This window comes from Streptomyces sp. NPDC058671, assembly GCF_042716475.1.
In the GTDB taxonomy this organism is placed as follows: Bacteria; Actinomycetota; Actinomycetes; order Streptomycetales; family Streptomycetaceae; genus Streptomyces.
This window is the reverse complement of the sequence record NZ_JBHXSA010000008.1, coordinates 201,442-227,244: the sequence shown is the minus strand read 5'-3', so window position 1 is coordinate 227,244 and position 25,803 is coordinate 201,442. Positions and strand designations below refer to the sequence as shown.

Sequence of the window (25,803 nt, the reverse complement as noted above, 5' to 3'; positions counted from 1 at the left end):
CGTACGCTCGACGGCTGCCCAGTGCACGTCAGAAGGGGGCCTTAGGTGGCCGCGCAGGAAGCCGTGGACACGGTCAGAGACCGTGAGATCGGTGTCGAGCAGGAACATCTGGATCACGTCTACCGCCGGCTGGAGGAAAAGATCCACGAGGCGGAGTTCCTGATGAACGACGCCGCCCAGCGGGGCCAGGTCGGCACGCCCGGCGCTCTCGCCGAGCGCGACGCCCAGGTCTTCCGGGCCGGCATCCACCTCAACCGGCTCAACAACGAGTTCGAGGACTTCCTCTTCGGCCGGATCGATCTGCTGTACGGCGAGGACGGCAAGAAGGGGCCCGACGGCGCCTACACCTCGATCGAGCCCGCCGAGGACGCCGTCCGCCCCGACAACACCGCCGACATCGGCGAGACCCTCCACATCGGCCGGATCGGCGTCCTCGACTCCGACTACGCGCCGCTGGTCATCGACTGGCGCGCGCCCGCCGCCGCGCCCTTCTACCGGTCCACCCCGGTGGACCCCGGCCGGGTCGTGCGCCGCCGGGTCATCCGCTCCAAGGGCCGCAAGGTCCTCGGCGTGGAGGACGACCTGATGCGCCCCGAGCTGCGGGCCACCCTCGACGGGCGCGAGCTGCCCGTGATCGGCGACGGCGCCCTGATGGCCGCCCTCGGCCAGGCCCGCAGCCACACCATGCGGGACATCGTGTCCTCCATCCAGGCGGAGCAGGACCTCGTCATCCGCGCGCCCGCCGCCTCCGTCACGTACGTGGAGGGCGGCCCCGGCACCGGCAAGACCGCCGTCGCCCTGCACCGGGCCGCGTACCTGCTCTACCAGGACCGGCGGCGGTACGCGGGAGGCATCCTCATCGTCTCCCCGACCCCGCTCCTCGTCTCGTACACCGAGGGTGTCCTGCCCTCCCTCGGCGAGGAGGGCCAGGTCGCGATCAGGGCCGTCGGCTCGCTGGTCGACGGCGTCGAGGCCACCGCCTACGACGAACCCGCCGTCGCCCGGATCAAGGGCTCCTCCCGGATGCTCCACGTGCTGCGCAAGGCGGCCCGCGGAGCCCTGGAGAACCCGGCGCCCAGGAGACCGCAGGGGCAGCTCGCCCTGGGCGATGAGGACCACACCGGGACGCCCGACCGGCTCCGTGTCGTCGCCTTCGGCCGCCGCCTGGAGCTGGAGTCCGACGAGCTGCGGCGCATCCGCCACAACGTCCTCGGCGGCACCGCCCCCGTCAACCTGCTCCGCCCCCGCGCCCGCAGGCTGCTCCTCGACGCGCTGTACGCCAAGTCCGGCGCCGTCGGCCGGCACAGCGACCCCGAGCTCGCCGCCGAGCTGCGCTCCTCCTTCGACGAGGACGTCTCCACCGAGGACTCCTTCCTCTCCTTCCTCGACGCCTGGTGGCCGGAGCTCACCCCGCGCGGGGTCCTCGACGCGATGGCCGACGAGCGGCGGCTCGGCCGCTGGGCCCGCCGCATCCTCAACCAGGGCGAGGTGCGGCGGCTGGCCCGCTCGCTGCGCCGCCGGGAGCTGTCCGTCCACGACGTGGCCCTCCTCGACGAGCTGGGCACGCTCCTGGGCGCCCCGTCCCGGCCGAAGAAGCGCCGGGAGTACGACCCGCTGGACCAGCTCACGGGCCTGGAGGAGCTGATGCCCGAACGGGAGGAGACGCAGCGCGAGCGGGCCGAGCGGCTCGCGGCCGAGCGCACCGAGTACGCGCACGTGATCGTCGACGAGGCGCAGGACCTCACGCCCATGCAGTGGCGGATGGTCGGGCGGCGCGGCCGGCACGCGACCTGGACGGTCGTCGGCGACCCGGCGCAGTCCTCCTGGTCGGACCCGGACGAGGCCGCGGAGGCCCGTGACGAGGCCCTCGGCTCCCGGCCGCGGCGCCGCTTCGAGCTGACCGTGAACTACCGGAACCCGGCCGAGATCGCCGAACTCGCCGCCAAGGTGCTCGCCCTCGCCATGCCGGGCAAGGAGTCGCCGCGCGCCGTCCGCTCCACGGGTGTCGAGCCCCGTTTCGTGGCCGTACCGGAGAAGGCCGACCTGGCCGAAACCGTACGGTCCGAGGCGCGGCTGCTCCTGGAGCGGGTGGAGGGCACCGTCGGTGTCGTCGTCGCCATGAACCGGCGCGCGGAGGCGGCACGCTGGCTCGCCGAGCTGGGCGACCGCGTGGTGGCGCTCGGCTCCCTCGAGGCGAAGGGCCTGGAGTACGACGCCACGGTGGTCGTCTCGCCGGCGGAGATCGCGGACGAGTCCCCGGCCGGGCTGCGGGTGCTGTACGTGGCCCTCACCCGTGCGACGCAGCAGCTCACGGTGGTCGCGGGCGCGGGCGACATGCCGGACGGGGCGGGGGTGCCCGACCTGCTGCGGGACTGAGTTCCCGGGCGTCGCCGGGGGGCCTGCCCGAGGCCGATTTCAGGTCAACCTGTGGCGCCTGAATCACTTGGCAGGGTGGTTTGTTAGCCTTGTGGTGGCACCGGCTCGATCCAAGCCCCCGGGCCCAACCTTCGTCCCCCAGAGGGACCACTTGCCGCGAGGCGAGCATGGCGGGTCGGTGCCACTTAGACGCTTTTGTTCTCGTACGTAGTCACGAAGTCGAGGTCCTCGTCGCCCCTGGTGACGGGGACCTCTTCTGTTTCCCCATGGGTTCTCGTATGGTGGAAACTACTTTCCGAAAACAAAATGACCGCATTACCTGCTACCGGCTGGTAGGTGCGACCATCGGAGGGCGCCGCCGGGCAACCAGCCGAGGCGGCGTAGCAACGAAGCTCAGGGAAAGCAGAGGAACTCGGCCATGGCAACGGCGCCCAGCGTCTCGTACTCGATGACGGTCCGGCTGGAGGTTCCCGCGAGCGGAACCGCGGTCTCGCAGCTGACCACGGCGGTGGAGTCCCACGGCGGATCCGTCACCGGCCTCGACGTGACCGCCTCCGGCCACGAGAAGCTCCGCATCGACGTCACCATCGCCGCGACGTCCACCTCGCACGCCGACGAGATCGTCGAGCAGCTGCGCACCATCGAGGGCGTGACCCTCGGCAAGGTCTCCGACCGCACGTTCCTGATGCACCTCGGCGGCAAGATCGAGATGGCGTCCAAGCATCCCATCCGCAACCGTGACGACCTCTCGATGATCTACACCCCGGGCGTCGCCCGGGTCTGCATGGCGATCGCCGAGAACCCCGAGGACGCCCGCCGCCTCACCATCAAGCGCAACTCGGTCGCGGTCGTCACCGACGGCTCCGCCGTCCTCGGCCTCGGCAACATCGGCCCGATGGCCGCCCTGCCCGTCATGGAGGGCAAGGCGGCCCTCTTCAAGCGCTTCGCCGGCATCGACGCCTGGCCGATCTGCCTCGACACGCAGGACACCGACGAGATCGTCGCGATCGTCAAGGCCATCGCCCCCGGCTTCGCGGGCATCAACCTGGAGGACATCTCCGCGCCCCGCTGCTTCGAGATCGAGGCCCGGCTGCGCGAGGCCCTCGACATCCCCGTCTTCCACGACGACCAGCACGGCACCGCCATCGTCGTCCTCGCCGCCCTCACCAACGCCCTGCGCGTGGTGAACAAGAGCGTCGGTGACGTACGGGTCGTCATGTCCGGGGCCGGCGCCGCCGGTACGGCCATCCTGAAACTGCTGATCGCGGCGGGTGTCAAGCACGCCGTCGTCGCCGACATCCAGGGCGTCGTGCACGCGGGCCGCGAGGACCTCGTGGACGCCCCCGCGGACTCCCCGCTGCGCTGGATCGCCGACAACACCAACCCCGAGGGCGTCACCGGCACCCTCAAGGAGGCCGTCGTCGGCGCGGACGTCTTCATCGGCGTGTCGGCCCCGAACCTGCTCGGCGCGGAGGACGTGGCCGCCATGGCGGAAGGCGCGATCGTGTTCGCGCTCGCGAACCCCGACCCCGAGGTCGACCCGGCAGCCGCCCGGCAGACGGCCGCCGTCGTCGCCACCGGCCGCTCGGACTTCCCGAACCAGATCAACAACGTACTGGTCTTCCCGGGTGTCTTCCGCGGCCTGCTCGACGCCCACTCCCGTACCGTCAACACGGAGATGATGCTCGCGGCCGCCACGGCTCTCGCGGACGTCGTCACCGAGGACGAGCTGAACCCGAACTACATCATCCCGTCCGTCTTCAACGACAAGGTGGCCGGCGCGGTCGCCGGAGCGGTGCGCAACGCGGCGAAGGCCGCGGGCGGCGGCTCGGCGGCGACCGGGCGCTGACGGCGCGTCGCGATTCGCGGAGCCGGAAACCCGCCTTTAGGGTGGCTTTTCGGCTCCGCTTCGTTTTCGCGGAGTCGACAGAACGTCACCACCACGGGGCTCTGGCGTTTTTCGTGTGACCCCAGGGGGTGCCGGATTGGCGTTCCCGCCGCTGGTGGGGGCAGGATGCGTGTTTGGGCGCGAGGGTCTGTCATTAGACCCGGGTCCGGGGACTGTCCGAAGGCCCTGGCAGCATCGGCTTCGCTGTACCCAATCACGCGGCTTCCGCCGCGTGGCACGCCTCACAGGCAAGAAGAACACGGGAGTAACAACATGAACCGCAGTGAGCTGGTGGCCGCCCTGGCCGACCGCGCCGAGGTGACCCGCAAGGACGCCGACGCCGTGCTGGCCGCGCTCGCCGAGACCGTCGGTGAGGTCGTCGCCAAGGGCGACGAGAAGGTCACCATCCCCGGCTTCCTGACCTTCGAGCGCACTCACCGTGCCGCTCGCACCGCTCGTAACCCGCAGACCGGCGACCCGATCGACATCCCGGCCGGTTACAGCGTGAAGGTCTCCGCGGGCTCGAAGCTCAAGGAAGCCGCCAAGGGCAAGTAAGGCAGCTTGTAGGCGCAGAAAGGGCGGCCACCCTGTTCGGGGATGGCCGCCCTTTCTTGTGCGCCCGTACGGGCGCCAGGGGCCCTCCGTGGGCCCCTGGGCCTCCGTGCGGGCCCCGTGAGGTCCGCACGGAGGCCGTGACGCCCTACACCAGCGCGCGGCCCGGGAGCTCGACCTTGGCGCCCAGCTCGACGAGCTTCTCCATGAAGTTCTCGTAGCCGCGGTTGATCAGCTCGATACCGTGCACCCGGGAGGTGCCCTGCGCCGCCAGCGCCGCGATCAGGTACGAGAATCCGCCGCGCAGGTCGGGGATGACCAGGTCGGCGCCCTGGAGCCGGGTCGGGCCGGACACGACCGCCGAGTGCAGGAAGTTCCGCTGGCCGAAGCGGCAGTCGGAGCCGCCGAGGCACTCGCGGTACAGCTGGATGTGCGCACCCATCTGGTTCAGCGCGGAGGTGAATCCGAGCCGCGACTCGTACACCGTCTCGTGGATGATGGAGAGGCCGGACGCCTGCGTCAGGGCCACGACCAGCGGCTGCTGCCAGTCGGTCTGGAAGCCCGGGTGCACGTCCGTCTCCAGGTGGATCGCGTTGAGCGAGCCGCCCGGGTGCCAGAAGCGGATGCCCTCGTCGTCGATCTCGAAGGCACCGCCGACCTTCCGGTACGTGTTGAGGAAGGTCATCATCGAGCGCTGCTGGGCGCCGCGCACGTAGATGTTGCCCTCGGTCGCCAGCGCGGCCGACGCCCAGGAGGCGGCCTCCAGGCGGTCCGGGAGCGCGCGGTGGGTGTAGCCGTCGAGGCGGTCGACACCGGTGATCCGGATGGTCCGGTCGGTGTCCATGGAGATGATCGCGCCCATTTTCTGCAGGACGCAGATCAGGTCCTCGATCTCGGGCTCCACCGCCGCGTTCGACAGCTCGGTGACGCCCTCGGCGAGGACGGCCGTCAGCAGCACCTGCTCGGTCGAGCCGACCGAGGGGTACGGCAGCCGGATCTTGCAGCCGCGGAGGCGCTGGGGGGCCTCCAGGTACTGCCCGTCCGCCCGCTTCTCGATGGTGGCACCGAACTGGCGCAGCACGTCGAAGTGGAAGTCGATGGGCCGGCCGCCGATGTCGCAGCCGCCGAGGCCCGGGATGAAGGCGTGGCCGAGGCGGTGCAGCAGCGGGCCGCAGAAGAGGATCGGGATGCGCGACGAGCCGGCGTGGGCGTCGATGTCGGCGACGTTCGCGGATTCGACGTGCGTCGGGTCGAGGACGAGCTCGCCGGGTTCCTCACCCGGACGGACCGTCACTCCGTGCAGCTGGAGCAGTCCGCGGACGACGCGGACGTCACGGATGTCGGGAACGTTGCGCAGGCGGCTGGGGCCGCTGCCGAGCAGGGCGGCGACCATCGCCTTGGGCACGAGGTTCTTCGCGCCGCGGACGCGGATCTCGCCCTCCAGCGGGGTTCCGCCATGGACGAGCAGTACATCATGGCTCTCTGTGCCGGTCATGAATCTCGCGTTCCGGAGTGGGTCGGTCGGGTGGCCAGTGAAAAGGGTAAGGGGCCATGAGACCTCTCTTGGATGCCCCGGGGGGCCTGTCAGACGTAATGAATTCGGCACAACACCCTCTGTTCCCGTGATCTTGCGGAGTGTCACCGTCCGCTTCCCTCGTCAAGGCGCCCCGGGGCCGCCCGCCGACCGCCGCGGTCACCGATCTGATCTGCGGCGCTCGTCGACTTCCCGCCATCCCGTCCCTCGGTCGCCCCGACAACCCCCGCGAAGCCCGAAGATGCGGGATCATGTGTCGCATGACCGAGGTGTCCTCGCTCACAGGACGGCTGCTCGTCGCCACCCCCGCGCTCGCGGACCCGAATTTCGACCGCGCGGTGGTCCTGCTCCTCGACCACGACGACGAGGGCTCCCTCGGCGTGGTCCTCAACCGGCCGACACCGGTGACCGTCGGCGACATCCTCGCCGGGTGGGCCGGGCTCGCCGGTGAACCCGGAGTCGTCTTCCAGGGCGGCCCCGTCTCGCTCGACGCCGCTCTCGGCGTCGCCGTGATCCCCGGCGACGAGGGCCCCCTCGGCTGGCGGCGGGTGCACGGGGCGATCGGCCTCGTCGACCTGGAAACCCCGCCCGAGCTGCTCGGACCGGCCCTCGGCTCGCTGCGGATCTTCGCGGGGTACGCGGGCTGGGGCCCCGGACAGCTGGAGTCCGAGCTCGGAGAGGGCGCCTGGTACGTGGTCGAGTCCGAGCCCGGCGACGTCTCCTCGCCGCAGCCCGAGACGCTCTGGCGGCAGGTGCTCCGCAGGCAGCGCGGGGAGCTCGCGATGATCGCCACGTACCCCGACGACCCGTCGCTCAACTGAGGGCCCCGGCTTTCAGTACCCTTGGCGCTTATGAGCACTCTCGAGCCCGAGCGCGGGTCAGGTACGGGAACCCTCGTCGAGCCGACGCCGCAGGTGTCCCACGGTGACGGGGACCACGAGCGCTACGCCCATTACGTCCAGAAGGACAAGATCATGGCGAGCGCCCTCGACGGGACGCCCGTCGTGGCGCTGTGCGGAAAGGTCTGGGTGCCGGGGCGCGACCCCAAGAAGTACCCGGTCTGTCCCATGTGCAAGGAGATCTACGAATCCATGGGCGCCGGCGGCGGCGACAAGGACAAGGGCAAGGGCGGCAAGGACAAGTAGCGGGCAGCGGACAGCGGTGTCCTGACGTCGGGGACGGCCCCCGTCGCGCGTACTTCGGTACGTGCGACGGGGGCCGTTCCGCGTTTCCGGCCCGCTTCCGTGTCTCCGGACCCGCGAAGGGGTCTCCCGTCCGTCTGCGGGGTCGCCCGGCCGTCGAGGTGGTCTCCCGCCCGAAAGGGGTCTCCCGCCCGTCGAAGTGGTCGAGACCTCTTGTCGGCCCACCGGGACCGCGCCTAACCTCACGCGTGTTGTGCAGAACGAAACGCGCGTTGCGCATGTTGCAACGGATGCATCCGGAGGGGATCCGCCATGAAGCTTCCTGCCCTCCCCCGAGCTCTCGGCTTCGCCCGAGCAGGGGGGACCCCCATCACCGCCACCGCCACCGCACTCCTGCTCGCGGGACTCACCGCCACCGCCTGCGCCCCCCAGACGTCCGACGGCAGGGCCACCACGGACGAGAGGACCGGCACCCTGCGCGTCTGGCTCTTCCAGGAGGTCGGCAACGCGCCCAAGGAACAGGTCGTCGACCAGGCCGTCGCCGCCTTCGAGAAGACCCACCGCGGCGCGAGGGTCGAGATCGAGTACATCCCCGTCGAGACCCGCGCCCAACGCGTCAAGGCCGCCTTCAACGACCCGAAGTCGGCCCCCGACCTCATCGAGTACGGCAACACCGACACCGCCGGATACGTCAAGGACGGCGGACTCGCCGACATCAGCACCGAGTTCGCCGGCTGGGACGAGGCCGAGGACACCGACCCCACCGCGAAACGGTCCGTCACCGTCGCCGGGAAGGTCTACGGCGCCCCGCTCTTCGTCGGCGTCCGTGCCCTCTACTACCGCACCGACGTGTTCCGGGAACTCGGCCTCACCGCCCCCAAGAGCCAGGCCGAACTCGTCTCCACCGCCAAGAAGATCCGCAAGGCGAGGCCCGAGCTGTACGGGATGGCCGTCGGTGGCGCCTACACCTACGGCGCCCTGCCCTTCGTCTGGGCGGCGGGCGGCGAACTCGCCACCCCGGTCGGCGACTCGTACAAGGCCGCCATCAACAGCGAGGCCGCCCTCAAGGGCATCACCACGTACACCTCGCTCTTCGGCGAGGACAACTGCCCGGCCGCCAAGTGCGCCCAGATGGGCGGCAACGCCACCGTCACCGCCTTCGCCTCCGGCAAGGCCGCCATGGCCATCGGCGGCGACTTCAGCCACGCCGCCGTCGAGGCCGGCACCGTCAAGGGCCGGTACGCCGTCGTCCCGCTGCCCGGCACCACCCCCGGCTCCATCGCCCCCGCCTTCGCGGGCGGCAACAACATCGGCGTCCTCAGGAGCACGTCGCACCGCACCCTCGCCGTCGACCTGCTCAAGTCCCTGACCGGCAAGGAGACCCAGGGCCGCCTCTTCGACGCGATGGGCTTCCTCCCCACGTACACCGACGTCCGCGCCGCGGCCGCCCGGCGCCAGCCGTTCGTGAAGCCCTTCATCGACACCCTCGGCGCCGGCACCGAGTTCGTCCCCGCGTCCCCCGGCTGGGGCCGGATCGACGCCTCCCTCGTACTGCCCACGATGTTCCAGGAGATCGTCAGCGGCCGTAAGGACGTCAAGGCGGCCGCCGACGACGCCGCGAAGAAGATGGACGCGGCCTTCGCGCCGGCGGGCTGACACCCATGACCACCCAGCTCACCGAGAAGCCCACCGGGACCGACCCGGGCACGCGGCCCACCCGCACCGCCCCGGCCGCGCGGCGCACCGGCATCCGGGGGCACCGCCCCTGGACCCCCTGGCTGTACCTGCTGCCCGCCCTCGTCGTCATCGGCGGACTGCTGGTCTACCCCGTCTACCAGCTCGGCCTGATCTCCTTCCTGGAGTACACCCAGGCGCAGGTCAGCGGCGGCGAACCCACCTCCTTCAAAGGCTTCGGCAACTACACGGCCCTCTTCGCCGACGCCCAGTTCCGGCAGGTCCTCCTCGCCACCGTCCTCTTCGCCGCCGCCTGCGTCGCCACCACGCTCACCGTCGGCTGCGCCCTCGCCGTCCTCCTCACGCGCGTGCGTGCCCTGCCCCGCCTCGCCCTGATGCTGGCCGCGCTCGGCGCCTGGGCCACCCCCGCGGTCACCGGCTCCACCGTCTGGGTCTTCCTCTTCGACCCCGACTTCGGCCCCGTCAACAAGCTGCTCGGGCTCGGTGACTTCTCCTGGACGTACGGGCGGTACAGCGCCTTCGCCCTCGTCCTCCTCGAAGTCGTCTGGTGCTCCTTCCCGTTCGTGATGGTCACCGTCTACGCGGGCATCCGGGCCGTCCCGTCCGAGATCCTGGAGGCCGCCGCCCTCGACGGCGCCTCCCAATGGCGGATCTGGCGCTCCGTCACCGCGCCGACGCTCCGGCCGATCCTGGCCGTCGTCACGATCCAGTCGGTCATCTGGGACTTCAAGGTCTTCACCCAGATCTACGTGATGACGAACGGCGGCGGAATCGCCGGCCAGAACCTCGTCCTCAACGTGTACGCCTACCAGAAGGCCTTCGCCTCGTCCGAGTACAGCCTCGGCGCGGCCATCGGCGTCGTCATGCTGCTGATCCTGCTGACCGTGACGCTGGTCCACCTGCGCCTGCTGCGACGACAGGGAGAAGAGCTGTGACCACGTTCCGCGTCAGGCGCCCCGGGCGCCTCGCCGCCGAGGCCCTCACCCTCCTCGTCGCCGCCGCCGTCGCCTTCCCGCTGTACTGGATGGTCCTCTCCGCCTTCAGACCGGCGGGCGAGATCCAGTCCACGAACCCGCGGCCGTGGACCCTGGCCCCGTCCCTCGACTCCTTCCGGCGCGTCTTCGCCCAGCAGGAGTTCGGCCGGTACTTCCTCAACTCGCTGATCGTCGCGGGGACCGTCGTCCTCGCCTCCGCCCTCATCGCCTTCCTGGCGGCGACGGCCGTGACCCGCTTCCGCTTCAGGTTCCGCACCACGCTGCTCATCATGTTCCTGATCGCCCAGATGGTGCCGGTCGAGGCCCTCACCATCCCGCTCTTCTTCCTCATGCGGGACGCCGGCCAGCTCAACACCCTCGGCTCGCTGATCCTGCCGCACCTCGCCTTCTCGCTGCCGTTCGCGATCTGGATGCTGCGCGGCTTCGTCAGGGCGGTCCCCGAGGCCCTGGAGGAACAGGCCCGGATCGACGGCGCGAGCCGCACCCGGTTCCTGTGGCAGATCCTCTTCCCCCTGGTCCTCCCCGGCCTGGTCGCGACGAGCGTCTTCTCGTTCATCTCGACCTGGAACGACTTCCTCTTCGCGAAGTCGTTCCTCATCAGCGACACCTCGCAGTCGACCCTCCCCATGGCGCTCCTCGTCTTCTTCAAGCCCGACGAGAACGACTGGGGAGGAATCATGGCCGGGTCGACCGTGATGACCGTCCCGGTGCTCGTCTTCTTCGTACTCGTACAGCGCCGTCTGGTCTCCGGACTGGGCGGGGCGGTGAAGGACTGACGCGATGACCCACCCCATGGACCTGATCCCGGCGCCCGCGCGGGTCGAAGGGCCGTACCGCTGCGGCTTCCTCCTGGACGCGCGCACGACCCTGTACGCCGCCCCCGGCACCGGCACCACCGAACGCTGGCTGCGCACCACCCTCGGCGCAGCCTTCGCGCTCCCCCTGCGGGAGACGGCCGACGAGAACGCCGCCAACAGCGTCCGGCTGCGCACCGACGGCACCCTCGCCCCGGAGGCGTACAGGCTCCACGTGGTGGCGGACCGGGTCGTCGAGATCGTCGGCGGCGGACCGGCGGGCGTCTTCTGGGGCGCCCAGACCCTCCGTCAGCTCCTCGGCCCGGAGGCGTACCGCAAGGCGCCCCCCGGCACCGCGCCCACCGCGGCGCTCACGACGCAGACCGTCGAGGACACCCCCCGCTTCGCCTGGCGCGGCCTCCTCCTCGACGTCTCCCGGCACTTCCTGCCCAAGGACGACGTCCTGCGGTACGTGGACCTCCTCGCCGCCCACAAGCTGAACGTCCTCCACCTCCACCTCACCGACGACCAGGGCTGGCGCATCGAGATCAAGCGCCATCCCCGGCTCACCGGGACCGGCTCCTGGCGGGCCCGCAGCAAGTGGGGCCACCGGGCCTCGCCCCTCTGGGACGACACCCCGCACGGCGGGTTCTACACCCAGGACGACATCCGCGAGATCGTCGCGTACGCCGCCGAACGGCACATCACCGTCGTCCCCGAGATCGACCTCCCCGGCCACTCGCAGGCCGCCATCGCCGCGTACCCCGAACTCGGCAACACCGACGTCGTCGACACCACCGCCCTCACCGTCTGGGACACCTGGGGCGTCAACCCGAACGTCCTCGCCCCCACCGAGGCCGTCCTGCGCTTCTACGAGGGCGTCTTCGAAGAGGTCCTCGACCTCTTCCCCTCCACCTTCGTCCACGTCGGCGGCGACGAGTGCCCCAGGGACCAGTGGAAGGCGTCCCCGGCCGCCCAGGCCCGCATCCGGGAACTGGGGCTCTCCGGCGAGGACGGGCTCCAGTCCTGGTTCATCCGCCACTTCGACCGCTGGCTCACCGCCCGGGGCCGCCGCCTCATCGGCTGGGACGAGATCCTGGAGGGCGGTCTCGCCGAGGGCGCGGCCGTCTCCTCCTGGCGCGGGTACGGAGGCGGGATCGCCGCCGCCGAGGCCGGACACGACGTCGTCATGTGCCCCGAACAGCAGGTGTACCTGGACCATCGTCAGGCGCCCGGCGAGGACGAGCCGATGCCCATCGGATACGTCCGCACCCTGGAGGACGTCTACCGCTTCGAGCCCGTCCCGCCGGGGCTCGCACCCGAGGCCGCCGCCCACATCCTGGGCACCCAGGCCAACGTCTGGACCGAGGTCATGCAGGACCGCGCCCGGATCGACTACCAGGTCTTCCCGCGCCTCGCCGCCTTCGCGGAGGTCGCCTGGTCCGCGCTGCCCGCACCGGAGGCCCGCGACTACCCGGCCTTCGAGCGCCGGATGAACACCCACTACCGGCGCCTCGACGCCCTCGGCGTCGACTACCGCCCGCCCACCGGACCCCACCCCCGGCAGCGGCGCCCCGGAGTCCTCGGCCGCCCCCTGGAGGGCACGCCCCCGAACGTGTGAGAGACCCGACGTCCCCCTGTCACCCAAGAGCGGCGAAACGGAAGTTACCGTCGCTCCTCGGGGCGTCCCGGACGGAACAGTCCTTCGCGGACCCTCGCGCCGGACCGCTCGGAAGATGTGCCAGAGTTGCCACGTCCGGCGTGTGAGCACGTACGGTACGCCCACACGCAGGCGCGACCGCCGGGCACAGTCGGGGACCACCGGGACACCGGGAAGGGGCAGCGGGTTGACCACGCACGCACCACAGACGGCGCAGTCCGTGACGCTGCCCGCCTCGCTCGACGAGGCCGTGGCGGCGCTCACGGCCATGCCGGCCGCCGTCCCCGTCGCCGGTGGAACCGACCTCATGGCCGCCGTCAACAAGGGCCAGCTCCGACCCGCCGGGCTCGTCGGCCTCAACCGCATCAACGAGATCCGCGGCTGGCAGTACCAGGACGGACACGCCCTCCTCGGCGCCGGCCTCACCCACGCCCGGATGGGCCGCCCCGACTTCGCCGCCCTCATCCCGGCCCTCGCCGCCGCCTCCCGCGCCGCCGGACCGCCCCAGATCCGCAACGCGGGCACCCTCGGGGGCAACGTCGTCACCGCCGCGCCCACCGGCGACTCGCTGCCCGTCCTCGCCGCCCTCGAAGCCGACCTCGTCGTCCTCGGGCCGCTCGGCAGCCGCGAGATCCCCGTCTCCCACCTGCTCGCGGGCCGCGACCTGCTCGCCCCCGGCGAACTCGTCGCCTTCGTCCGCGTCCCCCTGCTCCACGCCCCCCAGGTCTTCCTCAAGGCCACCGGCCGCACCGGCCCCGCCCGCGCCACCGCCTCCGTCGCCGTCGTCCTCGACCCGGCCCGGCGCGGAGTGCGCTGCGCGGTCGGCGCCGTCGCCCCGATGCCGCTGCGCCCGCTGGAGGCGGAGCGCTGGATCGCCTCGCTCGTGGACTGGGACAACGACCGGGGCCTGGCGCCGGAGGCACTCGCGGCGTTCGGCGAGTACGTCGCCGCCGCCTGCATCCCGGACCCGCAGGGCGACGACGTGTTGCCCCCTGCCGTACTGCACCTGCGGCGCACCGTCGCCGCACTCGCCCGACGGGCACTGGGGAGGGCACTGTCATGAGCAGCGACGACCACGAGAACCAGGGCGGGAGCCCCGGCGGCTGGGAGCCGATCCCGCAGAGCGAGGGGTACGACGGGGACGCGACCGCGTTCGTCCAGCTGCCGCCGGACTTCATGCTGGACGGCGTCCCCCTGGAGGCCCCCGGCCACGGTTACGTACCGCCGATGATCACCCCCCTCCAGCCCCTCACCCCGATGCCGACGGCGGACCCGGCGGCGACGGGCACGTGGACGGTGCACCCGCCGGCTCAGGCGGAGCAGACGACGCAGTACTTCGACGGGAACGAGTACGCGGAGCGGCCCGAGCCGTACGGGCGGACCGAGTACGAGCAGCCCCAGGAGTTCGGGCGGGCCGGGTACGTCGAGCAGCCCCAGGAGTTCGAGCGGACCGAGTACGTCGAGCAGCCCCAGGAGCTCGGGCAGACGCCGTACTTCGGACAGGCCGTACAGACCGGACAGGCCGGGCAGGCCGGGCACTTCGGTCAGGGTGGGCGGGCCGAGCAGGCCGGACGACCCGGGCACTTCGGTCAGGCTGGGCACGCCGGTCAGGGTGAGCGGGCCGGGCACGGCCAGCACCCCGGCCAGGAAGAGCGCGCCGGGCATGTCGAGCACCCCGGCCAGGGTGAGCGGGCCGGGTACGTCGAGCACTTCGCGTACGCCGAGCAGGACCCGCACGGGACGGCCGAGTGGCGTTTCACGGAGACCGCGCCGTCGGCCGGTCCCGGTGGCACGGGCCAGTGGGCGATCCCGGACGCACCGGGCGCACCGGACACGGCGGGCGGGTCTGGTGCGGCCGAGGCCGTCCCGGGGGAGTTCGCCGCGTCGGCCGTCAGGCCGTACGCCGAGGCACCGGCGACCCTGCCGGGCGGCGCGCCCGCACCGTGGGCGCTGCCGGAGGAGCCGGTCACGCAGGCCGAAGGCCCACCGGCCGACGCCGACGCCGCGGAGCGGGGCGCGAGCCCGGCGGCGGAGCCCGCCGCGACGGAGACCGAGGCGGCGGCGGACGCCCCCGCGGAGGTCCCGACGGAACCGACCGACGACGAGACGGGCGCGCCCGACGCGAGGGCGACCGCCCCGGTGTCGGCCCCCGAGGCGGAACACGATTCCACCCCGGCGACCACCCCGGTCCCGGGATCCGACCCCGCCCAGGAGTCCCCGCCCACCCCGGGATCCGACCCCGCCCCGGTCGCCATCCCGGCCCAGGTCTCCGCCTCCTCCGTCCCCGCCACCCCCGACGTCACGCTCAGCGCGAGCGTCCACGCGTCCACGGACAGCGACGAGCACCCCCACACCTCGTACACCCTCCGGGTCAACGGCGCCGACCGGCCCGTGACCGGGTCCTGGATCGGGGAGTCGCTGCTGTACGTCCTGCGGGAACGTCTCGGTCTCGCAGGGGCCAAGGACGGCTGCTCGCAGGGCGAGTGCGGCGCGTGCAACGTGCAGGTCGACGGCCGCCTCGTCGCCTCCTGCCTCGTCCCCGCGGCGACCGCCGCCGGCAGCGAGGTGCGGACGGTCGAGGGCCTCGCGGTCGACGGGGAGCCCTCGGACGTGCAGCGGGCCATGTCCAAGTGCGGCACCGTCCAGTGCGGCTTCTGCATCCCCGGCATGTGCATGACCGTGCACGACCTGCTGGAGGGCAACCACGCCCCCACGGAGCTCGAGACCCGCCAGGCGCTGGCCGGCAACCTGTGCCGCTGTTCCGGCTACCGGGGCGTGCTCGAAGCCGTACGGGACGTCGTCGACGAGCGCGAGGCGACCGCGGCGGCCACCGCGGCCGAGAGCGCCGACGAGCCCCGTGTCCCGCACCAGATCCCGCACCCGCACGACGGAGGCATGGCGTGAGCAGCGACGCGACCACCGCCGTTCCCACGGCTCCGGACCACTCCGGGCCGCTGGGCCAGGAACCGGCCGCGCACGGCCTCGGCACCTCGCTCCCGCAGGCCGAGGCGCGGGCGAAGACCGAGGGCACCTTCCCGTACGCCGCGGACCTGTGGGCCGAGGGGCTGCTGTGGGCCGCGATCCTGCGCTCCCCGCACCCCCACGCCCGCATCGTGTCCGTGGACACCAGCGCCGCGGCCGCCATGCCGGGCGTGCGGGCCGTGGTGACGGCCGCCGACGTGCCGGGCGCGGCGACGTACGGCCGCAGGGTCGCGGACCGGCCCGTCTTCGCGTCGGACCTGGTCCGGCACCACGGCGAGGCCCTCGCGGCGGTCGCCGCCGACCACCCGGACACGGCCCGGCTCGCCGCGGCGGCGATCAGCGTCGAGTACGAGGTGCTCGACCCGGTGACCGACCCGGAGAAGGCGTTCGCGGCGGAGGCGCTGCACCCCGACGGCAACCTGATCCGGCACATCCCGCTGCGCTTCGGCGACCCGGACGCGACGGGCGACGTCGTGGTCGAGGGCCTGTACCGGATCGGGCGCCAGGACCCGGCACCGATCGGCGCGGAGGCGGGACTCGCCGTACCGCGCCCGGACGGCGGCGTCGAGCTCTACACCGCCTCCACCGATCCGCACACCGACCGGGACCTGGCCGCCGCCTGTTTCGGACTGCCGCCCGAGCAGGTCAAGCTGGTCGTCACCGGTGTCCCCGGCGCCACCGGCGACCGTGAGGACCCGGGCTTCCAGATCCCGCTGGGCCTGCTCGCGCTGCGTACCGGCTGCCCGGTCAAGCTCACCGCCACGCGCGAGGAGTCCTTCCTCGGCCACGCCCACCGCCACCCCACCCTGCTGCGCTACCGGCACCACGCGGACGCGGAGGGACGCCTGGTGAAGGTGGAGGCGCAGATCCTGCTGGACGCGGGCGCGTACGCCGACTCGTCGTCCGAGTCCCTGGCGGCGGCCGTGGCCTTCGCCTGCGGCCCGTACGTCGTCCCGCACGCCTTCGTCGAAGGCTGGGCCGTCCGTACGAACAACCCCCCGTCCGGCCATGTGCGGGGCGAGGGCGCGATGCAGGTGTGCGCGGCGTACGAGGCACAGATGGACAGGCTCGCGGCGAAACTCGGCGTGGACCCGGCCGAGCTGCGCATGCGGAACGTCATGGCGACGGGTGACATCCTGCCCACCGGCCAGACGGTGACCTGCCCGGCGCCGGTGGCCGAACTCCTCGCCGCCGTACGGGACTTCCCCCTCCCCCCGCTTCCGAAGGACACCCCGGAGGGCGACTGGCTGCTGCCCGGCGGCCCGGAGGGCGCGGGCGAACCCGGCGCGGTGCGGCGGGGCGTGGGGTACGCGCTCGGCATGGTGCACATGCTGGGCGCGGAGGGCACCGACGAGGTCTCGACGGCGACGGTACGGGTCCAGGACGGGGTGGCGACGGTCATCTGCTCGGCGGTGGACACCGGTTCGGGCTTCTCGACGCTCGCCCGCCAGATCGTGCAGGACACGCTCGGCATCGACGAGGTGCACGTCGCCCCCGTCGACACCGACCAGCCCCCGGCCGGCCCGGCCGCCCACGGCCGCCACACATGGGTGTCCGGCGGAGCTGTGGAGCGGGCCGCGAAAATGGTCCGTACGCAGCTTCTGCAGCCGTTGGCCCACCAGTTCGGCATGTCGACGGAGCTCCTCCAGATCACCGACGGCAAGATCACCTCGTACGACGGGGTCCTCTCGACGACGGTCACGGAGGCGATGGACGGCAAGGAACTCTGGGCCACCGCCCAGTGCCGCCCCCACCCCACGGAGCCGCTCGACGACTCGGGCCAGGGCGACGCGTTCGTGGGCCTCGCGTTCTGCGCGATCCGCGCGGTGGTCGACGTGGACATCGAACTCGGCGCCGTACGCGTCGTGGAGATGGCCGTCGCCCAGGACGTCGGCCGCGTCCTCAACCCGGCCCAGCTCGCCACCCGCATCGAGGCGGGCGTCACCCAGGGCGTCGGCGCGGCCCTCACGGAGAACCTCCGCACCGCCCGCGGCCTGGTGCGGCACCCCGACTTCACGGGCTACGCACTCCCGACATCCCTGGATGCCCCGGACATTCGCATCGTGAAACTGGTCGAGGAACGCGACGTGGTGGCCCCCTTCGGCGCCAAGGCCGCGAGCGCGATCCCCGTCGTGACCTCACCCGCCGCGGTGGCCTCAGCGGTGCGTGCGGCGACGGGCCGCCCGGTCAACCGCCTCCCGATCCGCCCCCAGGCGGCCGTCGCCGTACCCAATTCGTAACCATGTGATGTGCGTTGCTTGTGCAACTGAGAGATGCGCACTGTCGTCGTTCCCAACTACAGTGAGCTTCCGGACTTGTGCGGTACATGGCGTGGTTGGACACGGGGGAGGACGCGGGCATGGAAGCCTACGTGGGCGGGGGCGCGTACGGAATGCAGGGCATGAGCGCGGATGCCGTGCGCTACAACTCCGAGTCGATGACGGAGTTCAAGTCGAGCATCGACGGTCTGATCGAGATGCTCACCGCGTCCGAGGCCGACAAGAGCAAGATGAAGGCCGATCCGGTGACGCGTAACCAGTTCGGTGGCGGCGGCGCGGCCTGGGCCGAGGCGCACGGTGTGTACGACGCGTACAACACCGTTCTCCAGCAGCTGACGGACCTCTCCGGCCTCCTGCGGGACAGCCTGGAGGGCCTCGGCATCGCTGTCGTCGCGTCCAAGGACGGCTTCGACCAGATGGACGAGGACGTCAAGCGGAAGATGATCAACATCCACGATCGGACGTGGAGCGCCAAGGAGAAGGCCGACAGGGAAGCGGGTCGGGGCGCTCCGGCGAGCCAGGGCAGCAGGACCGGTCAGGACCCGGAGAGCGAAAACTCCTTCCAGTAGGGCGGTGCGGACGGCGCATCGGGGACACGGGGACACGGGGAAGAGGGACAGATGGGGCTTGCAGAGGGCGGCGGAGGCGGCGGCGGAACGAACTTCCGCTCCATGACCCACCAGCAGATGCTGGACTGGCTGGACGAAGCCGAGACGTACCCGGTGCGGAACGCCGCCGACCGCTTGAAGGCGGCGGCTGTGGAACTGGAGCGCATCGCGGCCCAGTTGAAGAACCGGACCGGTCGGGTGGACTGGAAGGGCGAGGCGGAGAAGGCGTTCACGGAGTGGGCCGAGAGCGTCGTCAGCTCGACGCGCTCGCTCGGCAAGTACAGCACCGACGCCGCCACGTGGATGGACAACGCCTCCCAGGCCATCGCCTCCGCGAAGAGCGCCATTCCCCGGTACACCTCTCACGAGGCGGCCAAGGCGAGCCTGGAAGCCGCTCAGAAGTACCGCAACGACCCCGATTCGGCGACCATCGCGCGCGACGCGCAGAAGTCGCTGACGGCCAGCGAGGACCTCAAGGCCATCGAGGCCAAGGAGAAGGCGAACCAGCAGGCCGCGGCGGCCGAGATGGAGAAGCTCTCCAGCTCGTACCAGTGGTCGAGCTTGAACATGAAGAACCTCGAACCGCCGACGTTCCCGCCGCCGCCGGGTGACTTCGTGCCGGCGGACGCACGGGAAATCGGCACCGGTTCCCAGTCCACCGGCTACACGTCGCAGGGCGAGAAGTACTCCACGAGCACCGATGCGAGCACGGGGACGCACACCACGCGCTCGCAGCCGGACAACCGGACCACGCCCGACACGAACGTCGTCCGGCCCACGGACGATCCGACCGGGCCGACGCACGTCATCCGGCCCGAGGTCCGGCCCGACGTCCCCGTGGACCTCGGCATCGACAGCGTCGACACCCTCCCGTCGACCACGACCGGTCCCACGACGCAGACGCCCGGCGGCCCGCCGCCGGTCACCAAGCCGGACGGGGCCACGCCCCCGTTCGTGACCACCGGCATGCCTCCGCTGCCGGGGAAGGGCGGCCCGGGGGCCCTGGGCCGCACCGCGCCCGTCACGGGCGGCACCGGCAACGCGCGCGGCCCGGTCACCGGCGGTGCGCGTGGCCTCGTGGGCGGCCCCGGCCCGCTCGGCGGCACCCGCGAGGGCGTCAGTGGCGGCCGTGCGGTGCCCAGCACCACGGGCAGGCCCGGCACCGGCATCCCGCGCAGCACCGTCATCGGCACCGAGACCGGCAGCCGCAACGGAACGGCCATGGGCCGCGGTCCCATGGGCGGCGGCATGGGCAGTCCGATGGGCGGCGGCATGGGCGCAGGGCAGAACGGCGTCAGCGGCGGACGCCGCCTCGCCGGTGAGACCGGTGGAGTCGTCGGCGGCAAGGCGCAGCGCCCCGGGACCGCAGGTGCCGTAGGCGGCGGCGCCCGCCCCTTCACGCCCGGGGGCTCCGGCCTCGTGCGCGGAGGTTCCACGCAGGCCGGCGGCGAGCGCGAAGAACAGAACGGAAAGCGTCCCGACTACCTTGTCGAGGACGAGGAAACCTGGCAGCAGGGCAGCCGTCGCACGGCGCCGCCCGTCATCGACTGATCAGCGCGAGGAAGCAGATGTCTACCAGCAGTACGCGTCGTAGCCGTGTCCGAGTCACCGCCTCGGCCGCCTTGGGGATGCTGCTGGTGGGCATCGCTTCCGTACCCGCCCACGCGGAGAGCATCCGGGACCGGCAGTGGCACCTGGACGCCTTCGGCGCCGAGAAGATCTGGCAGCTCAGCACGGGCAAGGGCGTCACCGTCGCCGTCATCGACAGCGGAGTGGACCGACAGAGCCCGGACCTTCGGGGCCAGGTCCTCAAGGGCAGGGATTTCGCACCGGACGAAGCCGGTGACGAGTTCACCGACTACACAGGTCACGGCACGACCATGGCGGGCCTCATCGCGGGTACAGGTGAGGCGAACGGCGGTGACGGTGCTTTCGGACTGGCTCCGGGAGCCAAGATCCTCTCTGTGCGTGTGCCGGGATCGGATGGCGGAAAGCAGAGCCAGACCGAGGCCAACCGAGAGTTCAACAGGGTCATGCCCGAGGCCATCCGCTTCGCCGTCGACTCCGGGGCCAAGGTCGTCAATATCTCCCAGGCCTCCCCGGAGGACTCGCCGCAGCTCACGGATGCAGTGAAGTACGCCCTGGACAAGGGGGCCCTGGTCTTCGCCGGCGTCGGCAACAGCGGCGACAAGAGGAACTCCCGGCAGTATCCGGGGGCGACCCCGGGTGCTGTCGGCGTCGGCGCCGTCGACAAGAAGGCAACGCACATCCCTATCTCCCAGCACGGCCCCCAGGTCGACTTCGTCGCGCCCGGCAAGGACACCCTCGCCGCCTGTGCCGACAACCGCGTCTGCACGTCCTCCGGTACCAGTAACGCCACCGCCCTCGCCTCCGCCGCCGCCGCGCTCATCTGGTCGAAGCATCCCGACTGGACCAACAACCAGGTCCTCAAGGTCATGCTCAACACCGTCGCCAAGCCCTCCGGCGGCGAGAAGCGCAGCGACTTCATCGGCTACGGGGTCATCCGCCCCCTTCGTGCGCTGCAGACGCCCGGCGACCCCGGTCCGGCCGGTGTCAGGCCCATTCAGGACCTCGAGGAGACCATCACGGCGACTCCTTCCGCCCCGGCGTCGGCGGGTCCGGCGACTTCCGCGCCCTCCGCCCCCGCCCCGGCTCCCGCCCCCGAGGCGTCGAGCGAGGACGGCGGCAACACCGGTCTCTGGATCGGCCTCGGCATCGGCGCGGCCGTGCTGATCGGGGCGGCCGTCGCCGTACCCGTACTCCGTTCGAGGCGCGGCTGAGTCCTGGAGCCGCAGGCCTCCTCGGCGGCTCCGTCCTCCACACACGGCCTCCCGCGCGGACCACCGTGGAGGGGCGGGCGCAGGCACCCGTAGCGGCTCACGTGCCGTAGACCGGCATGGCCGCGACCCTCCCACCGCGGGCGATGAAGACGCGATGGGCGGCGCTTGCCATCCGGTACGGGCCCTCGCGCTGCATCGTGACGGTGAACAGGGCGGCGCCGCCGATGTTCTTCCTCACCACGGTGACCGAGCTGTCGTCGGCCTCCGGGAGCCAGACCGTCGCCCCCTCCACGACGGGCGCGGTGAGGGTGCTGCCGGGGCTCTCCATGATCTGCGTCCACTCGGTGCTCGCGGTTCGGACGTCGGGCAGAGTGCGGTAGTGGCGGGCCGTGTAGCCGTCGACGACGAAGACGGAATCGCCGACGGCGGTCGGACTGCCCCAACCCACCTTCCGTTCGGTGAGGTGGTAGGTCTCCTCCTTCCAGAGGAAGTCGCCCCCGCCGAGGCGTCGGGCCATCAGGACGGGGCCGCCGAGGTACACGGCGTCGCCGCTGATCGAGGGGATCTGGCCGTGCGTGCCCTGGCCTTTGATCTGCCAGGCGGTCTCGCCGGTGGCGGTGTCGAGGACGGCGACGTGGCCGTCCCTGCCGTGGATCACGAGCCGCTTCCCGCCGACGGCCGCCCTCGCGGGGCCGTCCGCGGCACGCGGGGACGTCATCGGGCGGGTCCAGGCCGTCTTGAGCGTCCAGGCGTCGACGGCCTGCAGCTCGTCGTCCTTCGTCACCAGGTAGACGTGGGTGTCGTCCGCCGCGAGGAGGTCGCCGACGTCGGACCCGGTCTGCCAGACGGGTCGGCCGGTGGAGGCGACGAACGCGTTCACGACACCGTCGTTGTCGACGCCGACGACGAGGCGGTCGGCGACGGAGACGAATCCGGCGTCGGCGTCGATGCCCGCGGCCCGCCACCGTTCCCCGCCGTCCGTGACGGAGAGCGCGAGCAGCCCGCCCGTCTTCGCCTGCACCAGCACCACGTCCCGCACGGGAAGCAGCGTCTTCGCTTCGGGAGCGGCGACGTCGAGAGGGCCCCACAGCGTCTTCGGGGCCTCGTTCGGCGTGCTGTCGATGACCGAGGCGAACGGGGCCTCCGGGGCCACCACTGCGGAGGGAACGCCGGCGGTCGGAGACGGCGCCCCGTCCCGGCCCAGCCACCAGGTCCCGGCCCCGCCGCCCGCGCCGACCACGGCCACGCCCACCGCCGCCCCCGTGAGGAAGCGGCGCCGGGAAGGCGAGGACGGCGGTACGGCGGTGTCCGCGGGTGCCGTCAGGCGCTTCGTGGCCGTCTCACGCCGCTTGATGTCCTCGGCGAGCGGCCCCTTGCGCCAGGCCCGGTCGGCGCCCTTCGGCGGGGCGAACGCCGTCGCGACCTGCGGGGGCGCGGGGCGGTACGCCGGGTCCTTCGCCAGGCACGGGCCGAGCAGCTCCTGGAGCTCCGGTGGCACGAGGCTCAGGTCCGGTGTGCCGTGCACGACCTCGTACTGGACCGCCGGCACGTGCGCGCCGTCGAAGGTGCGCCGTCCGCTCGCCGCGTACGCGAGGACCGCGCCGAGCGAGAAGACGTCCGACGCCGGTCCGACGCGCTGACCGAGGACCTGCTCAGGGGCCCCGTATCCGGGGGTGACCGGGATCTGGCCGGTGGTCGTGAGGGTGAGGCCGTGCTCGGGGCGCGCGATGCCGAAGTCGATGATCCGCGGGCCGGTGGAGGTGAGCACGATGTTCGCGGGCTTGAGGTCGCGGTGGACGAGACCGACCGCGTGGATGTCGTGCAGGGTGCCGGCGAGCTGGGCGGCGAGGGCACGGACCGTCGGCACGTCCATCGGCCCGTACGCACGGACGGCCTCGTCGAGCGTCGGACCGGCGAGGAACTCGGCGGCGATCCAGGGCCGTCCGCCCTCGGTCTGCGCCCCGAGGACCCTGGCCACGCCCTTGCTGGTGACGGCCCGTGCCATGTCGGCCTCGCGGACGAAACGCCGGGCGAGGTGCTGGTCGTGGGCGAGTTCGGGCCGGAGGACCTTGACGGCGGCGGGCTTGCCGTCGCCGTCCCGGCCGACGTACACCTTGCCCATGCCGCCCTCGCCGAGGACGCCGAGCAGGCGGTACGGGCCGAGCCGGAGCGGGTCGCCGGTGCCGAGGGGCTGTGTGGTCATGGGATTCCAGGTCCGTGGGAAGAGGGGAAGGCCGGGGCGGGGATCAGGTGAAGGGGGAAGGCCGGGGCGGGGATCAGGCGAAGGGGAGGGCGACGACGGACGACGCCCCGGCCCCGACGATCCGGGTCCGTGCTCCGTCGACGACGTACCGGCTGGCATCCGTCGCGAACACCCAGGCCGAGCTGCGGGTCGTCCGGTCGATCGCGCTCAGTCCACCCCGGACGGGTGCGTACACGTACTTCGTCCCGACCACCGGCACCGTGAAGGGCTCCGGGGTCAGGCTGCGGCCCGAGGGCGCCTCCTCCCAGCGTTTGTCACCCCTGTCGGCGCCGACGACCACGAGCCCGCGGCCGGCCTCGTTCACGTGGACGAGACCGTCGGCGACGGCCGGCAACCCGTAGAAGGAGCCGCCGCCGTACTCCCAGGCGGTCCTGCCGTCGGTGAGGCGCAGTGCCCGCAGGCGGTCACCGCCGACGTACAGGTGTCGGTCGTCGGCCGCCAGCTGGCCGGGCTTGAAGGACTGGGATTCCTCCAAGGGGATGGACCGCCGCCACAGTTGCCGGCCGGTGCGCACGTCCCGCGCCTGGACGACGAAGTTCTCCAGGTCGCCGCTGTTCTTGCCGAGGACCAGCCGGCCGCCGACGACCTGGGAGAGCCAGGGGCGGACGCCGTCCCACTCGTACGGGTGACGCCATACCTCCTTGCCGGTGCGCAGATCGACGGCGATGAGATGCCAGCCGGACTCCCGCTCCTCCAGGGTGTCCGACTGCCTGCCGATCCGGGAGGTGGCGAAGAGCCGTCCGCCGGCCGCGGTGAGGAGTTTCGTGCCGAACTGCGAACCGTCGAAACCCTTGAGCTCGATCGTCCGGGCGGCCTCCTCGCCGGTGCGGGGCGCGAGCCTCCGGATGCGCAGGACCCCCGGCCCGTCGTTGGGACCGTCGGACATGAAGAAGTGCGTGCCGTCCGTGGTGACCTGCTGGGGTTCCATCACCATCGTGTCGGCCCACAGCACGGCGCCGTCCTCCAGGGCGAGCGCCCGGAAGGAGACGGTCTCCGCGAAGCCCACGACGTCCCCGGCGAGCAACTGCGTCGTGCTCTCCTCGCGGTCCAGTGACTCCTTCCGCCACAGCGGCGCCGGCGCCCCGTCCGAAGCCGTCGTGGCGGGGATCGCGGTGGGGCCGGTGGCGGCCGGGGCTCCGGGGGACGCCTCGTCGGCCTCCCGTGTACCCAGCCACGCCCAGGCCCCGCCGCCCACCCCCGCCACCCCGAGCAGCGCCGCGCCGCCCGCCGAGAACAGGCGGCGGCGGGACAGCGGCGTGCTCGGGACGGTCTCGGCCACGGCCGCGCCCGCCGGCGCCGGGAGGCGGTGTGGGGCGTGCAGCCAGACGTCCGTCGCGCGGCGGGCGATGTCGGTGAGGAGCAGGGGCGGGAGGTGGTCCGCGAACTCGCCGTGGCCGTCGTGGAGGTGGTCGGTCAGGGCGCCGGTGGTGGGGCGCGCCGCCGGGTCCTTGGCGAGACAGGCGGTCAGGAGCGGCAGCAGGGCTTCCGGTACGCCGGTGAGGTCGGGGTCGGCGTACCGGACGCGGTAGAGGAGGTCGGCGGCGGAGCCCGTACCGAAGGGCCCGTGGCCCGTGGCGGCGAAGACGAGGACGCCCGCGAGCGCGAACACGTCGCCTGCGGGCGGGTGTTCCTGTCCGCTCGCCTGCTCGGGCGACATGAACGCGGGCGTGCCGGCCGCCGCCCCCGTACGGGTCAGACGCTCGTCCCCGGCCGCGCGGGCGATGCCGAAGTCGATGATCTTCGGGCCGTACGCGGTGACGAGGACGTTCGACGGCTTCAGGTCGCGGTGCACCACGTCCGAGGAGTGCAACTGCGCCAGGGCCCCCGCGAGCGCGGCGCCGAGGGCGCGGACGGTGGGCTCGGGGAGCGGGCCGCCGAGGGCGACGGCGTCGTCGAGCGGCGGACCGAGGACGTACTCGGTGGCCAGCCACGGGGTCGCGGCCAGCGGGTCGGCGTCGACGACGGCCGCGCCGTGCCGGGCGCCGATGATCCGCGCCGCGTCCGTCTCCAGACGGAACCGGGCGCGGAAGGCCGGGTCGGTCGCGAGCCGCGCGTGCACGGTCTTCAGGGCGACGGTACGGCCGCCGGGGGTGCGCGCCAGGTAGACCGTGCCCATGCCGCCGGAGCCGAGGCGGGCGAGGAGACGGTACGAGGCGACGGCGATGGGGTCGTCGTGGGTCAGGGGCGACAGCATGAGGTCAGGTCCGTCAGATCCGGGGAGGGGGAGGGAGGGG

The 25,803-nt window shown here is 72.3% G+C and carries 18 protein-coding genes; 15 read left to right on the top strand and 3 right to left on the bottom strand.

Annotated features, from left to right (window positions below; translation table 11 throughout):
• Positions 1–45: 45 nt before the first annotated feature.
• The 3 genes from ACFWV2_RS13065 (at position 46) to ACFWV2_RS13055 (ending at position 4,819) form a co-directional block, all read left to right on the top strand.
• Complete coding sequence (locus ACFWV2_RS13065; protein WP_384405059.1) at positions 46–2,376, top strand: HelD family protein; 2,331 nt, start codon at positions 46–48, stop codon at positions 2,374–2,376.
• Between the two features lie 418 nt (positions 2,377–2,794).
• Entirely contained in the window at positions 2,795–4,225 is a 1,431-nt protein-coding gene (locus ACFWV2_RS13060; protein WP_384405058.1) for an NAD-dependent malic enzyme, read from the top strand.
• Between the two features lie 312 nt (positions 4,226–4,537).
• Entirely contained in the window at positions 4,538–4,819 is a 282-nt protein-coding gene (locus tag ACFWV2_RS13055) for an HU family DNA-binding protein (RefSeq protein ID WP_015033921.1), read from the top strand.
• A gap of 145 nt (positions 4,820–4,964) precedes the next feature.
• Here the strand turns inward: ACFWV2_RS13055 and murA are convergent, their stop codons facing one another.
• Positions 4,965–6,311, bottom strand: a complete 1,347-nt coding sequence (murA, locus tag ACFWV2_RS13050) for a UDP-N-acetylglucosamine 1-carboxyvinyltransferase (protein ID WP_384405057.1) — start codon at positions 6,309–6,311, stop codon at positions 4,965–4,967.
• A 299-nt stretch (positions 6,312–6,610) separates the two neighbouring features.
• Here murA and ACFWV2_RS13045 point away from each other — a divergent pair, with 299 nt between their 5' ends.
• The 12 genes from ACFWV2_RS13045 to mycP all read left to right on the top strand — a co-directional run bounded on the left by ACFWV2_RS13045 (position 6,611) and on the right by mycP (position 21,306).
• Positions 6,611–7,171 carry a YqgE/AlgH family protein gene (locus tag ACFWV2_RS13045; protein ID WP_384405056.1) on the top strand — a complete coding sequence of 187 codons (561 nt, stop codon included), beginning with the start codon at positions 6,611–6,613 and terminating at the stop codon, positions 7,169–7,171.
• A gap of 30 nt (positions 7,172–7,201) precedes the next feature.
• Positions 7,202–7,495, top strand: coding sequence for a DUF3039 domain-containing protein (locus tag ACFWV2_RS13040; RefSeq protein WP_384405055.1), 294 nt, complete (start codon positions 7,202–7,204; stop codon positions 7,493–7,495).
• Positions 7,496–7,804: 309 nt separating this feature from the next.
• Positions 7,805–9,148, top strand: a complete 1,344-nt coding sequence (locus ACFWV2_RS13035) for an extracellular solute-binding protein (RefSeq protein WP_384405054.1) — start codon at positions 7,805–7,807, stop codon at positions 9,146–9,148.
• Between the two features lie 5 nt (positions 9,149–9,153).
• Positions 9,154–10,122, top strand: a complete 969-nt coding sequence (locus tag ACFWV2_RS13030; RefSeq protein ID WP_384405053.1) for a carbohydrate ABC transporter permease — start codon at positions 9,154–9,156, stop codon at positions 10,120–10,122.
• Positions 10,119–10,958 (top strand): carbohydrate ABC transporter permease, encoded by an 840-nt coding sequence (locus ACFWV2_RS13025; protein WP_384405052.1) that lies wholly within the window; start codon positions 10,119–10,121, stop codon positions 10,956–10,958. The genes ACFWV2_RS13030 and ACFWV2_RS13025 overlap by 4 nt, the downstream gene beginning before the upstream one ends.
• Before the next feature lie 4 nt (positions 10,959–10,962).
• Entirely contained in the window at positions 10,963–12,597 is a 1,635-nt protein-coding gene (locus tag ACFWV2_RS13020) for a beta-N-acetylhexosaminidase (protein ID WP_384405051.1), read from the top strand.
• A 226-nt stretch (positions 12,598–12,823) separates the two neighbouring features.
• Positions 12,824–13,699, top strand: coding sequence for an FAD binding domain-containing protein (locus tag ACFWV2_RS13015; RefSeq protein WP_384405050.1), 876 nt, complete (start codon positions 12,824–12,826; stop codon positions 13,697–13,699).
• Complete coding sequence (locus ACFWV2_RS13010) at positions 13,696–15,540, top strand: 2Fe-2S iron-sulfur cluster-binding protein (RefSeq protein WP_384405049.1); 1,845 nt, start codon at positions 13,696–13,698, stop codon at positions 15,538–15,540. Before ACFWV2_RS13015 ends, ACFWV2_RS13010 begins: the two co-directional genes overlap by 4 nt.
• Positions 15,537–17,858, top strand: a complete 2,322-nt coding sequence (locus ACFWV2_RS13005) for a xanthine dehydrogenase family protein molybdopterin-binding subunit (RefSeq protein WP_384405048.1) — start codon at positions 15,537–15,539, stop codon at positions 17,856–17,858. Before ACFWV2_RS13010 ends, ACFWV2_RS13005 begins: the two co-directional genes overlap by 4 nt.
• Before the next feature lie 119 nt (positions 17,859–17,977).
• Complete coding sequence (locus ACFWV2_RS13000) at positions 17,978–18,466, top strand: hypothetical protein (protein ID WP_384405047.1); 489 nt, start codon at positions 17,978–17,980, stop codon at positions 18,464–18,466.
• Between the two features lie 51 nt (positions 18,467–18,517).
• A complete protein-coding gene (locus ACFWV2_RS12995) occupies positions 18,518–20,056 on the top strand; it encodes a WXG100 family type VII secretion target (protein WP_384405046.1) in 1,539 nt (512 codons plus the stop codon).
• Positions 20,057–20,133: 77 nt separating this feature from the next.
• A complete protein-coding gene (mycP, locus tag ACFWV2_RS12990) occupies positions 20,134–21,306 on the top strand; it encodes a type VII secretion-associated serine protease mycosin (protein ID WP_384405109.1) in 1,173 nt (390 codons plus the stop codon).
• A 97-nt stretch (positions 21,307–21,403) separates the two neighbouring features.
• On the opposite strand, the gene ACFWV2_RS12985 is transcribed toward mycP, so the two are convergent.
• Both ACFWV2_RS12985 and ACFWV2_RS12980 read right to left on the bottom strand, forming a co-directional pair.
• A complete protein-coding gene (locus ACFWV2_RS12985; RefSeq protein ID WP_384405045.1) occupies positions 21,404–23,509 on the bottom strand; it encodes a PQQ-binding-like beta-propeller repeat protein in 2,106 nt (701 codons plus the stop codon).
• A gap of 73 nt (positions 23,510–23,582) precedes the next feature.
• The gene (locus tag ACFWV2_RS12980) at positions 23,583–25,763 is read right to left on the bottom strand and encodes a PQQ-binding-like beta-propeller repeat protein (RefSeq protein WP_384405044.1); all 2,181 of its coding nucleotides are present in this window, start codon (positions 25,761–25,763) and stop codon (positions 23,583–23,585) included.
• Positions 25,764–25,803: the final 40 nt, after the last annotated feature.

Coding starts and splice junctions, on each gene's coding strand:
- ACFWV2_RS13060 (WP_384405058.1), top strand. CDS start 2,795: ATGGCAACGGCGCCCAGCGTCTCGTACTCGATGACGGTCCGGCTGGAG.
- ACFWV2_RS13055 (WP_015033921.1), top strand. CDS start 4,538: ATGAACCGCAGTGAGCTGGTGGCCGCCCTGGCCGACCGCGCCGAGGTG.
- murA (WP_384405057.1), bottom strand. CDS start 6,311: ATGACCGGCACAGAGAGCCATGATGTACTGCTCGTCCATGGCGGAACC.
- ACFWV2_RS13045 (WP_384405056.1), top strand. CDS start 6,611: ATGACCGAGGTGTCCTCGCTCACAGGACGGCTGCTCGTCGCCACCCCC.
- ACFWV2_RS13040 (WP_384405055.1), top strand. CDS start 7,202: ATGAGCACTCTCGAGCCCGAGCGCGGGTCAGGTACGGGAACCCTCGTC.
- ACFWV2_RS13035 (WP_384405054.1), top strand. CDS start 7,805: ATGAAGCTTCCTGCCCTCCCCCGAGCTCTCGGCTTCGCCCGAGCAGGG.
- ACFWV2_RS13030 (WP_384405053.1), top strand. CDS start 9,154: ATGACCACCCAGCTCACCGAGAAGCCCACCGGGACCGACCCGGGCACG.
- ACFWV2_RS13020 (WP_384405051.1), top strand. CDS start 10,963: ATGACCCACCCCATGGACCTGATCCCGGCGCCCGCGCGGGTCGAAGGG.
- ACFWV2_RS13010 (WP_384405049.1), top strand. CDS start 13,696: ATGAGCAGCGACGACCACGAGAACCAGGGCGGGAGCCCCGGCGGCTGG.
- ACFWV2_RS13000 (WP_384405047.1), top strand. CDS start 17,978: ATGGAAGCCTACGTGGGCGGGGGCGCGTACGGAATGCAGGGCATGAGC.
- ACFWV2_RS12995 (WP_384405046.1), top strand. CDS start 18,518: ATGGGGCTTGCAGAGGGCGGCGGAGGCGGCGGCGGAACGAACTTCCGC.
- mycP (WP_384405109.1), top strand. CDS start 20,134: ATGCTGCTGGTGGGCATCGCTTCCGTACCCGCCCACGCGGAGAGCATC.
- ACFWV2_RS12985 (WP_384405045.1), bottom strand. CDS start 23,509: ATGACCACACAGCCCCTCGGCACCGGCGACCCGCTCCGGCTCGGCCCG.
- ACFWV2_RS12980 (WP_384405044.1), bottom strand. CDS start 25,763: ATGCTGTCGCCCCTGACCCACGACGACCCCATCGCCGTCGCCTCGTAC.